This is a genomic window from Buchnera aphidicola (Thelaxes suberi), assembly GCF_964059005.1.
GTDB lineage: Bacteria > Pseudomonadota > Gammaproteobacteria > Enterobacterales > Enterobacteriaceae > Buchnera_I > Buchnera_I aphidicola_C.
The window spans coordinates 495,915-510,175 of sequence record NZ_OZ060389.1 but is presented as its reverse complement, the minus strand read 5'-3'; the positions used below and the strand labels follow the sequence as shown (position 1 = coordinate 510,175).

Sequence of the window (14,261 nt, the reverse complement as noted above, 5' to 3'; positions counted from 1 at the left end):
ATTGCAATCAAATAAAAAAAAAGTATAAAATACTACAATCATATTTATAGTTAATTGTATATTTTAATTATAAAATTGATTAAACAAAAATATCTTTTTTAAAGAACGTTTATTCTAACTTAAATATATAATAATTACTTAATATTAAACTTTTAAATATAAATATATAATAAAAATTTAAGTTTTTAATATAGTAGATTAAGAAACAAAATGGAAAAAAAATGAGGACTTAATTAATATGACATCATTCACTCCATCACCAGGTACTACTTTAATTTTAGATAAAAATAATTTACCCAAAACATATTATGATTTTGCAATGATGACTCCACCTGGAACATTTAAAAATACAAATAATCCTCCAGAATACACAAAAGATGGTATTAAAAATCCAAGTCCAAGTGCAATTATAACTATATTTCCAGAAGAAAAATCGTTTATTTATTCTGGTAAAATACCTGATGTTGATTATAAAATAGATACTAATAAATTCGAACCAGAATTAAATTATAATAATCAAGGAAAATTATTGCCAGAAACGCCGCCTGCACCTCCTATTAATTTGTCAATTCCTGATTATCCATTAAAAATTAAACAATTAGAAAAAGCAAGGCATTATAAATGGGATTTACCAGGTATATTACATTCATTACAACGAAACAAAAATGAAAATGATAGTTATAACCTTGATGAATTCACTAACGAATTAAAAAGTAAATTTTTTTTAGATTTTGAATTAACTCATTTTAAAACTGATGAATTTTTGAAAAAACAATCGTTGCCATTGTTACATCCATCTATTAACAAAGATGATGATTTATTATCATCTAAGTTTTTATCTGCGATGTCGAATTCTTTTAGTGAAATATTTAATAATGTTGTAAAAAAATCAATAGATAGTGATCATATTTTTCCAATAATGTATTTGTTTAAAACAGGTATGGTCCCAATTAGGATTTTGTATCTTTTAAAACAATCGGTAAGTGAATTAACTAAACAGTATAACCCTCAAATGCATCCTTCTTTAAGAGAAGCTGCTGAAAAAAATTATTTCAATAATCAATTTGATGCACGCAGAGAATTTTTAAAATACATTAACCAAAACATTGATAATTTTAACGGTGATAATACTGCTTTTGGTAGTTCCAATGATGCGATTATATGGAACCAGTTACCTTACGTTAATAATTCCAAAGATGTTGCGAGTCTTGCTAAAAAATATGCAAGTACTTTTCAATTATTAAATAAAACTATGCAATTGCACGATGGATTTTTAAGTAATTTTGAAAACGCATATTTTCAAATTAACGGAAAAGATATGTCTTCTGCAACAATGCAGAATTTTACTAAAGATTTTACAAATGCAATCCCTGATTTTGATTTACAACAATTAGTTTCTTTATATGCTAATGATAATTTATTTAATAATGCATATTTAAGTTTGTTTTCAGATCATCCTCAGTTATTAGATTGTACACCTTTGTTTCCTTCGTTTCATTACAAAATAGATGTAATAGATGCTAATACAATTAAGATTGTTGGTGTTAATACAGCAATTTTACAAAAAAATGGATCATTACAAGATAAACATACTAAAGCATTTTTTGGTGTGCGTACTAGTGTAGTTGTTTCAAAAAACGCTCCTCCAAAATTAGAATATTCTTATTTTGTTAATTAATATTTATATAAATAATAAAAAATTTTATTTGCCTATAAATTAAATAATTATTTATAATGAAGATAAAAATTAAGAAGGTTAAGATTTTTCTTTTCCTTCTTAATTTTTTTTATAAAAATATCTTAATGAATATACTATCAGTATATGAAATAAATTAAAAGAAAAAATATGGTTGTATGATTATATGAAAGATATGAATAATATCTAAAAAAGATATTTATCTAATAAATATATTGTTTTTTACATAATACTACCAATAGTTTTCAACTGTAATTTGTCCACTTTTGCGTTGTAAATGCATTGTTAAATTATACTTTTCACGTAGTATTTTTTTAGTTTCTTTTACCATTCCTGGGTTTCCACACAACATTATATGCGTATTATTTTTATTAATATTGCATTTTACAGTTTCTTCTATTTTATTTTCTTTTAATAAAAGAGGTATTCTTCCATGTAATGAATTATTAGTTTTTTCTCTGCTAATAATTGTTAAATAATATAGTTTTGTTTTATATTTATTTTTTAAATACATAATAGTATTTAAATGGTTGAGATCGTTATAATAACGTACTGCGTGTATTAAAATTATTTTTTTAAATCTATTTATATCGGAATTTTGTTCTTTTAAAATAGATAAATAAGGTCCAATGGCTGTTCCTGTAGCAAATAACCATAAATTGTCACAAGATGGAATATTTTTTAATGTGAAATCACCAAATGAATGTTGATAAATAAATATTTTTTTTTGAGTTTTTAGTTGTATTAATTTTGGAGTAATAATTCCTTGATGAATTAAAGCAATATAAAATTCAATTATTTTTTCTTTTGGAGCATTAACATAAGAGTAAGCTCTTTGTATTTTTTCTTTTTTTTCATTAAAAAAAATAATTCTATTATACTGACCAGGAATAAATTTAGATATTTTTGCTTTTAGAAAAATACTAAATAATTCATTTGAAAATGTTTTTACTTGTACTACTGTTCCTTCAATTATTTTATTCATTTTAATATTTAAAATTTTAAATTTAAAAAATATGTTTATTATTTTCTAAATTGATTCATTAGATTAATAAGCTTCCGACTCAGTTTATAATCTGAGAAGAAAACTTATTATTAACATATTAATAATATTCTTATAAAATAAAACGACTTAAATCTTCATTTGAAATTAATTCATTTAAATGTTTTTCGACATAGATGTCATTTACTTCAATAGTTAAACCGTTTTGATCACTTGCATTAAATGATACTTCTTCCATTAATTTTTCTAATACAGTATGTAATCTTCGTGCGCCTATATTTTCCATGGTTTGATTTACTTTCCAAGCTGCTTCTGCTATACATCGAATACCTGCATTAGTAAAATTGATCACAACACCTTCGGTTTGCATTAACGCTTTATACTGTACAGTAATTGATGATTTCGGTTCAATTAAAATTCGTTCAAAATCATCAACAGTAAGAGCTTTTAATTCTACTCTTATTGGGAGTCTTCCTTGCAATTCTGGTATTAAATCAGAAGGTTTGGATATTTGAAACGCTCCAGACGCAATGAATAAGATATGATCAGTTTTCACCATTCCATGTTTAGTAGATACAGTACATCCTTCTACTAAAGGTAATAAATCTCTCTGTACTCCTTCTCTGGAAATTTCAGATCCTGATGAGTTTTGACCATTTCTTTTGCAAATTTTATCAATTTCGTCAATAAAAACAATACCGTTTTGTTCTACTGCATGTATTGCTTTTTTTTTAATTGATTCTTGATTAATAAGTTTTGCAGATTCTTCTTCAATTAATATTTTCATTGCGTCTTTTATTTTTAATTTTCTACTATTTTTTTTCCCACTACCGAAATTTTGAAACAGTGATTGTAATTGGCTAGTTAATTCTTCCATACCTGGAGGAGCCATAATTTCTACTCCCAATGGAGAAGAAGAAACATTAATTTCAATTTCTTTTTCATCAAGTAATCCGTCTCTTAATTTTTTTCTAAAACTTTCAATAGTTGAAGATGGTCGAGAACAGTTATCGTTTTGATTTTTCCAATTTGTTGAAGTAGTAGGAATAAGAACTTGAAGGATTTTTTCTTCAGCTATAGTTTTGGCGCGATATTGGTTTTTTTTTATTTCTTTCATTCGAATAATTTTTATTGCAGCATCTGTTAAATCTCTTATAATGGAATCTACTTCTTTACCTACATAACCCACTTCTGTAAATTTAGTAGCTTCTATTTTTATAAAAGGTGCATTAGCTAGTTTTGCTAATCTTTTAGCTATTTCGGTTTTTCCAACCCCTGTAGGGCCGATCATTAATATGTTTTTTGGCGTAATTTCACAACGTAAATCTTCTTTTAATTGCATACGTCGCCATCTGTTTCTCAAAGCTATTGCTACTGCTCTTTTTGCGTTTTCTTGTCCAATAATAAATCTATTTAGCTCTCTAACAATCTCGCGAGGAGTCATATCAGACATTAGCATAATCCTTACTTTTTTGAAGAAAGTTTTTTTATAGTAAATACATGATTGGTATAAATACAGATATTTGCAGCTATATTTAACGATTTTTCGACTATTTCGACAGCGCTCAGTACTGTATTATCAATTAATGCACGAGCAGCTGATTGAGCAAATGATCCGCCTGATCCAATTGCTATCAGGTCATTTTCCGGTTGAATTACATCGCCTGTACCTGTAATAATTAATGAATTTTTAGAATCAGCAACAGCTAAAAGAGCTTCTAATTTTCTTAAAATTTTATCTGAACGCCAATCTTTGGCAAGTTCAATAGCTGAACGTTGTAATTGTCCTTGATGTAATTCTAATTTTCTTTCAAATAGTTCAAATAAAGTAAATGCATCAGCAGTACCGCCTGCAAAACCTGCAATAACTTTTTTATTATATAAGCTACGAACTTTTTTAACATTGCTTTTTATAACAGTATTTCCTAAAGTAGCTTGGCCATCTCCTCCAATTACTACAGTATTTTTTAGTCGAACACTTAATATTGTTGTCACTCCATAGTTCTCTTTTTGTAATTTTGCATGTAATTTTTTATATTTATACATATGAATGTTTATTTATAAAAATATTTTTGTTTTTAATTATATAAAATTATCTAAATAAAAATTATTTTCTTTATATTCTATATTAAATATGTATTGATGTATAAGAAGGGTTATTTAATTTTAAATATCATATTTAATAATTACAATGTGTAAACATATAAATATTTAAAACAACAGTTTTTTATTGTTGTTTTAAATGAAGATATTTTACGTATGTTTTAATTCATAAAATTAAGTATATATATTTAAAATATAAATATTTATATGGTATTAAAAATACTATTATTTGTTTGAACTTCCTAATAGTTTTATATAATATGTAAGCATAATATTTTTATGTATAGAAAATATTTTTTATAAAAAACATGATATGTAGCTTTTTTAAAGAGCAAATACATATTTTAAATAATAACATATTGGAAAATTTATATGAAAAAAAATATTCATCCAAAATATAATAAAATACAAGCTTTATGTTCTTGTGGTAATAAAATAATATTTTTTTCTACTATTGAAAAAGATATTCAAATTGATGTGTGCTCTCAATGTCATCCGTTTTATACAGGAAAACAAAGAAACACTGATGTTGGGGGAAGAATAGAAAAGTTCAATAAAAGATTTAAACATATTTTACATAAGTAAAGTTAATACATTTTTTTAAATATTCACTTAGTTATCTTTTATATATAAAATGAATATTATAATAGCGGGAAACGAGATTCGAACTCGCGACCCCAACCTTGGCAAGGTTGTACTCTACCAACTGAGCTATTCCCGCAAAATTTAATATATTTTGATTTTTTTATTTTAACACTTTATTTATTATTTTCAAAATAAAATATTTATTTTAATAAAAAATTTATATTAAATTTTTATAAATTTTTCTCGATAATATTTTAATTCATTAATAGATGCATATATGTCTGCTAATGCAGAATGAGTTTTTTTCTTTTTTTTCAAAATCTCTGGTTTCCATCTTTTTACTAGTTCTTTTAAAGTACTGACATCAATATTACGATAATGAAAGTATTTTTCTAAATTAGGCATATATTTTAACAAAAATTTACGGTCTTGTCCTATTGTATTTCCGCATAAAGGCGATTTTTTTTTAATAATCCATTTTTTTAAAAAACTAATAGTATGTTTTTCTGCTTTTTGTTCGTTAAAAATACTATTGTTTATTTTTTTAATTAATCCGTTATTTGTATGTATGGTTTTATTCCAGCTATTCATATTTTTTATAATTTTTTTATTTTGGAAAATAGGTATTACTGGTCCTTCAGCAAGTATTGTTAAATTTTTATTAGTTACTAATGTTGCGATTTCTATAATATAGTTTGTTTCTACATCTAATCCTGTCATTTCTAGATCTAACCAAATTAAATTTTCTGATTTCATTTATAATATTTTACTTTTAAATTGTTTTAATTTTTTAGTTGAAGAGAATATAATTAAATATAGTATTTAATTTTTTTAATATTTAATTATCTTACGACACGAGTATACTAATATTTAATATTAGAAAGTATATATTTCATATAAATAAAAAATGTTTTTTAGTAAAAATTACTTTTTTTAGTTTAAAATATTAATTTAAAATATTAAATATAAATTTAATTATTGTTAATAAATTTATGTAATTTATAAAAAATTTTAGTCTATTAATTAAACTAATAATGTAATGATTTATTTTTTAAAAAATTTAACATTAAAGAAATAAAAAAATGAGTATACATGTTATGAAAAATATCAATCCTATTAATACATCTGCATGGAAAAAATTACAATCACATTTTAATGAAATTAAAGATATTCATATTCGAGACTTATTCTTTAAAGATACAGATCGGCAAAAAAATATGTTTCTTAATTTTCATAATAAAATTTTTTGTGATTTTTCTAAGCATCGTATAAATAATCAGACAATAAAATATTTACTAAAATTATCTAAAGAAACCCATTTACATGACGCAATTGAATTAATGTTTAAAGGAAAAAAAATTAATGTTACTGAAAATAGAGCAGTATTACATACAGCTTTACGTAATAGAAGTAATAAACCTTTATTTATAAATGGTGTTAATATTGCTGATTTAATTGATTCTGAACTAATGCGGATAAAAAATTTTTCTGATTTAGTTATTTCAGGTAAGTGGAAAGGTTGTACTGGTAAAAGAATTACTGATATTATTAATATTGGTATTGGAGGGTCTGATTTAGGTCCAAAGATGGTAACAGAATCTTTAAGAATGTATAAAAATCATTTAAAGTTACATTTTGTTTCGAATTTAGATGGAAATCACATAATAAATGTTTTAGATAAAATTAATTATGAAACATCTTTGTTTATAATTGTTTCAAAAACATTTACTACAGAAGAAACAATGTTGAATGCTCAATCTGCTCGTGAATGGTTTTTTAAATCTTCGTATAAAAAAGATAAAGCAAGTGTATCGTGTCATTTTATTGCAGTTTCTGAAAACATTAATCAAGCAAAACTATTTGGTATTTCTAAAAAAAATATTTTTCAATTTTGGGATTGGGTAGGAGGTAGGTATTCATTATGGTCATCTGCCGGATTATCTATTGTTTTATCGATTGGTTTTAATAATTTCGTAGAATTATTACGAGGCGCATATGAAATGGATATGCATTTTTTAAATCGCGAATTTCATGAAAATATTCCGGTTATTTTGGCTTTGATTAATATTTGGTATATGAATTTTTTTAAAACAGAAACAGAAGGTATATTTCCTTATAATCAAAACATGCATAATTTTCCTGCTTATTTACAACAAGCAACTATGGAATCAAATGGAAAATCTGTGAATCGTTTAGGGAAAGAAGTGAATTGGACAACTAGTTCTATTATTTGGGGGGCTCCAGGAACAAACGGGCAACATGCTTTTTTCCAAATGTTGCATCAGGGCAATACACTAGTACCGTGTGATTTTATTATTCCTATGTTTCCTGATCATGATTTATTAAATCATCATGAACGATTAATGTCGCATTTTATTGCTCAAACTCGAGCTTTAGCTTTTGGTAACGACCAAGATAGTAATATTAAAAATATTAAGTTATTAGATATAGATATGAATAAAAAAAATATTTTTTTATCTCGTTTTAAACAATTTAAAGGTAATAATCCGAGTACCTCTATTATTCTTAAAAAAGTTGATCCATTTTCTTTGGGATCGTTAATATCGTTGTATGAACATAAGATTTTTGTACAAGGGGTTATTTTAAATATTTTTAGTTTCGATCAGTGGGGTGTCGAATTAGGCAAAAATCTTGCTAGCGATGTTTATTGCGAATTAAAAAAAGATTCAATAACAAATAAATACGATACTTCTACTAATTATTTAATAAATTTATATAAAAACAAATAATTTTTTGTTAGTGTTATGAGTAATAGACTTACTTTTTATTTAAAAAAGGAAATATTAATGTATGAAAAAATTAATATTCAAAAAATAGGTTATTTTTTAAGTAATATAATTACACCTAATATTACTATTTTTATGGTATGTGGAATATTAAGTGTATTTTTTTCTCCTTTAGGGTGGTTTCCTAATATATATGTGATGGATTTTGTTAATTCAGTTATAGTATATGTTATTCCAGTTTTAATTGCATATACTGCAGGTTCACTGTTTTTTGGTAAAAAAGGAGGTATTGTTGGAAGTATAGCAGTATTAGGTATTATATATAATACTACTATACCAATGTTATCAGCCGCAATGTTTATTGGCTCAATATCAGGATGGTTAACAAAAGCATTAAATAAAATAATAAAAAATTCTACTAAACAAGGTTTTGAAATGTTATCCGATACTATCGGAAATAGTATATTAAGTATTATTTTATTAGGTTTATCGGCGTATTTTATACGACCTTTTTTTACACATATTACTTACATATTAAATATTTTTATAAAAAAAGTTATAACATTAAACTGTTTACCGTTAATTGCTATTCTAATAGAACCGGCTAAAGTATTTTTTTTAAATAATGTTATTAATCATGGTATTTTTACTCCATTAGGTATTCAAGAAGTTTTTTATTTTAAAAAATCTATTTTTTTTTTAATAGAATCGAATCCTGGTCCTGGAGCTGGAGTTTTAATGGCTTATGCTTTATTTGGTAGTAAAAATACTACTATAAGAAAATTATCATGGAGTAATTTTGCTGCACATTGTTTAGGAGGTGTACACGAAGTATATTTTTCTTATATTTTAAAAAAACCACAGTTATTTTTTTCTTTAATATTTGGAAGTATGTCAGGAATTTATACTTTAATTATTTTAAAAGGAGGAGGATTATCAGTTATTTCTCCTGGTTCTATTTTTACTATATTAGCAACAACACCAAAAGGTTGTTATGTAAATAATTTATTATTTATTTTTATATCTTTTTTAGTTTCTTTTATTTTTTCTTTAGTATTGATTAGACAAAAAAAATTTTTTGATTCTTGTTTATTAATAAAAATAATACGAAAATGGTTAATAAACAATAAATTTACAGATCAGGATAATTTATTAAATAATAATGTCTGCTTAAAAAATAATGTTATAAAAAAAGTGATTATAGCATGTGATGCAGGTTTAGGTTCAAGTGCATTAGGATCAAATATATTTCATAAAGAATTAAATAAACACAGAATATTTAATGTACAAGTATGTAATTCTGCAATTAATTTATTACCTAATGATCGTACAACAGTAATTATTACACATAAATTTTTAACACATCGCGCAGTAATGCAATCACCTGATGCTCAACATTATTCTATTAATAATTTTCTTGATGTATCTATATATAGAAAAATTATAAAAAAATTGTTTTTAAATAAAAAAGAGTACATGTTAAAAAAAATACAAGATGAAAGTTTCGTTGCTATTCATAGCGATAAAAAAAAGTTTACTTTATCTGAGAAACATATTTTTTTAAATCAAAAAATCAAAAAAAAAATAATGGCAATAAAATTTATAGGTTTAATTTTATATAAATTAGGTTACATAGATAAAAATTATATTTTATCTATGATTCAAAGAGAAAATTTAGCTTCTACTTTTTTAGGTGAATTTATTGCTATTCCTCATGGAACATTAGAAGGTAAAAATTTTGTAAAAAAAACTGCGGTTATTTTTTTACAAATTCCGAATGGAATTTGTTTTGGTGATGAAAAAAATGATATTGCTAAATTAATAATAGGTATAGCTGCCAATAATAATGAACACTTGCATATAGTAAGTAGGATTACTAATGCTTTAGACAAACCTGATATTATTCAAAAATTAATAATTACTCAAAATAAACAAGATGTAATAAAAGTATTTTTATAATTAAGTGTATTATGTAAAAATTTTTTATTTTATTTTCACAAAATTTAATAATAAGTTTATATAAAGAGGGTTTGATGAAGGCATTGCATTTTGGAGCTGGTAATATTGGAAGAGGTTTAATTTTTCCTATATTAAAAAATTCAGGTTATAATGTATTTTTAGCAGATATCAATGATAATGTAATTCAATTAATAAATTTATATAAAAAATATCGAATAAAAATTATCAGTAGTAATAATTTTTATTATGAATATATTAAAAATGTTAAGTGTATTAATGTTACATCTACAGTTTTAGAAGAACATATTATAGATACTAATTTAATTACTACTTCTGTAGGAGTATTAAATTTACAAGCAGTAGCTTATTATATTTCTGAAGGAATTTTAAAAAGATATTATAAAAATAAAAATAATTATTTAAATATCATCGTATGTGAAAACGTTATTCGTGGATCAAGTGTGTTGAAAACATTTGTTATGAAAAATTTGCCGACATCATGTTATGATTTTATTCACCAAAAAATTGGTTTTGTAGATTCTAGTATTGATAGAATAGTTCCGTTTTATAATAAAAAAATTGATTTTATACGAAAAAATATAAATCTAGATGTAGATGTTGAGGAATTTTATGAATGGATTATAGATATTACTCAGTATAAAGGACCATATAATAATATTAACGGTGTAGTCGTTACCGAAAATTTAATGTTTTTTATCGATAGAAAATTTTATACATTAAATACTGGTCACGCAATTTTATCATATTTAGGATTAGTTTATGGATATACTAATACATATGATTCTATTAATGATATAAAAATTAAAAAAATTGTTATAGGAGCAATGAAAGAAAGTAGTAATTTTTTGCAAAAAAAATATTACTATTATACAGAAAATGAACAAAAAAATTATATTAATAATATTATAAAACGATTTAATAATAGAAATATTATGGATTCTTTATTAAGAATTGGAAGAAATCCTATTCAAAAATTAAAAGAAAATGAAAGATTAATTACTCCTTTAATGAATACTTTTCAATTTAATTTGCCAAATGATAATTTAATTCACGGAATAGCAGCTGCTTTAATTTATGATAATACTAACGATTTAGAAGCAATAAAATTACAAGCTTTGATAAAAGAAAAAGGAATAGTTGATACTTTGCTTCAAATACTTGGTTCTAATATAAATAATGTAATTATTAAAAAAATTATAAAATCATATGTTTTTTTTAAAAATATAAAAAAATATCATGTTTAAAATATATTTTGTATCTATATGTCTTTTAATACGTTAAAAATGTATGTATATTTTTATTGGAATAAAAATGTTTCTATTGTTAGAATTAAACATAAAAAACAAAATTGGTCTATATTAAATTAAATATATTGTACAATATATTTATTATAAAAAAATACATAAATTTAGTTTTTTATATAAATAATTTATTTTTATTACGAATAAACAAATGTTTTATTTTTTGCATATAAACTTTATTTGAGATGTTTTAAAAAATGATTGGTTTAAAAAAACCTATAGTAATATTTTTAATGGGAGCAACAACAACAGGAAAAACTGATTTTGCTATTTTATTAAGTAAATATCTTCCTATTGATATTATTAGTGTTGATTCTGTTTTAATTTATAAAAATATGAATATAGGAACAGCAAAGCCTAGTTGTAAAATATTAAATAAGATTCCTCATAAGTTAATTAATATTAAAGATCCTATAGAAAGTTATTCAGTATTTGAATTTCAAAATGATGCTATTAGAGAAATCAATAATAGTATTGCTTTAAATAGAATACCTTTTTTAGTAGGTGGAACTATGTTGTATTATTATGTTTTATTACATGGTTTATACTGTACACCTCCTGAAAGTGCATATTTTAAAACAAAAATTTTTAGTTGTGTACACAATAAAGAAAAAATAAAAAATTTTTATAATTTATTAAAAAAAATAGATCCTAAAACTGCGTTATTAATACATAAAAACGATATAAAAAGAATTGCTAGAGCTTTAAATATATATTTCAATACAGGTCAATTGGTAAGTAATTTAAAGTTAAAAAAAAAAAATAGAATTCATTATGAAATTATACAATTTGCAATGATTTCTTCAGATCGAATTGAAGTTCATAAAAAAATAAAAAATAGATTTGAAAATATGCTTAAAATGGGTTTTGAAGAAGAAGTAATTCATCTTTTTAATAGAGGCGATTTAAATATTAATTGCCCTTCGATTCGATCTGTAGGTTATCGGCAAATGTGGAATTATTTAAACAAAAAAATAAGCTATTTAGAAATGAAAAATCAAGCAATTTATGCAACATGTCAGTTATACAAAAAACAGTTAACATGGATAAAGAAATGGAAAGATGTTTGTTTTTTAAATTCTGATAATAAAAAATTAGCGATAGATACTTTTTTTATAGTTTTAAAAAATAATATGATTTTAAAGATTTAAAATCTTAAAATAAAATTAATATATTAAAAAATATGGATTTAATATATATGGGGTATAGATATGGTTTGGAATGCACCACATAATAATGATATGAATAAAAATTTTTCTAATAACCATAATGATAAAAATAATAATATTATAAAAGAAATAATAAACTATTTAAGAAATAGTGCTATATTTGATTTTAATAATCGTATTTTATTTATTCATCAAAATAAAACAAAACAAATTTTTTTATTAATTTTTATAATATTTTTGATATGGTTAATGTTTAAATTTTATGATGATTAATAATCATCAATTATATTTAATATATACAAGATATTGAATTTGTATCGATATACTTATTTACATAAAAAAATAAATTTTATTTATCATGTTAATAAATATGAGTTTTAACTTAAATAAATTATTTTTTATTTTTTGAAAAAATTGTTATTAAAATGATAATAAAATTTATAAGAATTGATTAAAGAAAATAATTTTTTAATTTGATTTATTTTTATTTTAAAATATTATAATTTAATATTATCAATTATTGATATAATTGATAATATTAAATTATAAAATTGTATTTGTAAAATATTTTAATTATTTAATAAATATTTAAATATTTATCTTTTAATTTTTAATATTCAATTTATAATAAAAATGTGCAAATAAATATACAAAATTTTTTTATTAAATAGTTAGTTCAAAAAAAATTTTGTATATTAAAAATAATTGCACAATTCAATTTTAATAATATCGCTTAATTTTGATATAAATTAAAGGAATTTATCAAAACATGTGTCGCATAATTATTTTATGTATTGTTTTATTAAGTATTATATTTTCTAAATCATTTTTTATTATCCCTTCAGGATATCGAGGAATAGTGGTTGGATATGAAAAAAAAATAAATGATAATAAGTATCCTGAAAATATTATTGTTTATAAACCAGGAATGCATTATAGAGTTCCTTTTTTAGATAATTTAATTAAAATAGATGTACGTCCGCGTTTAACTATAACAAAATCAAATCAATTTTATACTTCTGATCATAAAAAAATATTAATTAATTATTTTATAAAATGGGATATTGTTGATATTAATCGTTATTTAAGTATTGTGAGAGGAAATAATCCTCAGAAATTAGAATCTTTATTAGTATCTAGAATAAATAAACAAATACATGATTTAATGTCGCATGATAGTTTTGATGAATTAATTCATGTATCGAAAAATGATTTATTTCATGGATTAAAGTTTATGTTTACTGCGAAATCGCCACAAGAAATAGATACTAATTTTAATCAAATCGATAGCAATGCTACTCCACAAGATCAAGACGCATCTACAGAAGATACTGCAACAACTAGTATTGAGTTTAATAAAATAATGAAAAATTTATTTGGTATTCGTATTGTTAATATACAAATTACCAACGTTACTTTATTTAAACAAGATCAAAAAGATAATATAAATCAAATTTCAATAGATAGATCATTACAAGATGTATCAACTGTAAAACATATTAAAAGAAACCAAGAAAATGAAAAAGAAAAAATAAAATAATATATGTTATAAGAAACGTTTTTATTAATTTTTTACTTTTTTATATTTTTTAATTTCCTTTACACTTTGATAGTTTTATACATAAAATATATTATAAAAATTATATAATAAAAAAATTAAAACTATTTTTTATAATT

General features: G+C 22.5%; 12 protein-coding genes and 1 tRNA gene. 8 read left to right on the top strand and 5 right to left on the bottom strand.

The features are described from left to right. The first annotated feature begins 238 nt into the window (after positions 1-238). The gene (locus AB4W61_RS02420; protein WP_367678925.1) at positions 239-1,678 is read left to right on the top strand and encodes a hypothetical protein; all 1,440 of its coding nucleotides are present in this window, start codon (positions 239-241) and stop codon (positions 1,676-1,678) included. 250 nt (positions 1,679-1,928) lie between these two features. On the opposite strand, the gene AB4W61_RS02415 is transcribed toward AB4W61_RS02420, so the two are convergent. From AB4W61_RS02415 to hslV, 3 genes are all read right to left on the bottom strand, one after another. Beyond that, positions 1,929-2,681 (bottom strand): ferredoxin--NADP reductase, encoded by a 753-nt coding sequence (locus tag AB4W61_RS02415; RefSeq protein ID WP_367678924.1) that lies wholly within the window; start codon positions 2,679-2,681, stop codon positions 1,929-1,931. A gap of 130 nt (positions 2,682-2,811) precedes the next feature. Further along, entirely contained in the window at positions 2,812-4,152 is a 1,341-nt protein-coding gene (hslU, locus tag AB4W61_RS02410) for an HslU--HslV peptidase ATPase subunit (RefSeq protein WP_367678923.1), read from the bottom strand. A gap of 11 nt (positions 4,153-4,163) precedes the next feature. Beyond that, positions 4,164-4,694, bottom strand: a complete 531-nt coding sequence (hslV, locus tag AB4W61_RS02405; RefSeq protein WP_367679169.1) for an ATP-dependent protease subunit HslV — start codon at positions 4,692-4,694, stop codon at positions 4,164-4,166. Positions 4,695-5,174: 480 nt separating this feature from the next. Between hslV and rpmE the strand changes: the two genes are divergently transcribed. After that, positions 5,175-5,387 (top strand): 50S ribosomal protein L31, encoded by a 213-nt coding sequence (gene rpmE / locus AB4W61_RS02400; RefSeq protein WP_367678922.1) that lies wholly within the window; start codon positions 5,175-5,177, stop codon positions 5,385-5,387. Between the two features lie 63 nt (positions 5,388-5,450). Here the strand turns inward: rpmE and AB4W61_RS02395 are convergent. Together AB4W61_RS02395 and orn are read right to left on the bottom strand one after the other, a co-directional pair. Continuing rightward, positions 5,451-5,523, bottom strand: a tRNA-Gly gene (locus tag AB4W61_RS02395). Positions 5,524-5,609: 86 nt separating this feature from the next. Continuing rightward, complete coding sequence (gene orn / locus AB4W61_RS02390) at positions 5,610-6,143, bottom strand: oligoribonuclease (RefSeq protein WP_367678921.1); 534 nt, start codon at positions 6,141-6,143, stop codon at positions 5,610-5,612. 341 nt (positions 6,144-6,484) lie between these two features. Between orn and pgi the strand changes: the two genes are divergently transcribed. The 6 genes from pgi to AB4W61_RS02360 all read left to right on the top strand — a co-directional run bounded on the left by pgi (position 6,485) and on the right by AB4W61_RS02360 (position 14,124). After that, positions 6,485-8,137 carry a glucose-6-phosphate isomerase gene (pgi, locus tag AB4W61_RS02385; protein ID WP_367678920.1) on the top strand — a complete coding sequence of 551 codons (1,653 nt, stop codon included), beginning with the start codon at positions 6,485-6,487 and terminating at the stop codon, positions 8,135-8,137. 57 nt (positions 8,138-8,194) lie between these two features. Then, positions 8,195-10,093, top strand: coding sequence for a PTS mannitol transporter subunit IICBA (locus tag AB4W61_RS02380; RefSeq protein ID WP_367678919.1), 1,899 nt, complete (start codon positions 8,195-8,197; stop codon positions 10,091-10,093). Positions 10,094-10,167: 74 nt separating this feature from the next. Then, complete coding sequence (locus AB4W61_RS02375) at positions 10,168-11,358, top strand: mannitol-1-phosphate 5-dehydrogenase (protein ID WP_367678918.1); 1,191 nt, start codon at positions 10,168-10,170, stop codon at positions 11,356-11,358. 254 nt (positions 11,359-11,612) lie between these two features. Beyond that, positions 11,613-12,566 carry a tRNA (adenosine(37)-N6)-dimethylallyltransferase MiaA gene (gene miaA / locus AB4W61_RS02370; RefSeq protein ID WP_367678917.1) on the top strand — a complete coding sequence of 318 codons (954 nt, stop codon included), beginning with the start codon at positions 11,613-11,615 and terminating at the stop codon, positions 12,564-12,566. A 60-nt stretch (positions 12,567-12,626) separates the two neighbouring features. Then, on the top strand, positions 12,627-12,857 hold the full coding sequence (locus tag AB4W61_RS02365) for a hypothetical protein (RefSeq protein ID WP_367678916.1): 231 nt from the start codon (positions 12,627-12,629) through the stop codon (positions 12,855-12,857). 496 nt (positions 12,858-13,353) lie between these two features. Continuing rightward, complete coding sequence (locus AB4W61_RS02360; protein WP_367678915.1) at positions 13,354-14,124, top strand: SPFH domain-containing protein; 771 nt, start codon at positions 13,354-13,356, stop codon at positions 14,122-14,124. Positions 14,125-14,261: the final 137 nt, after the last annotated feature.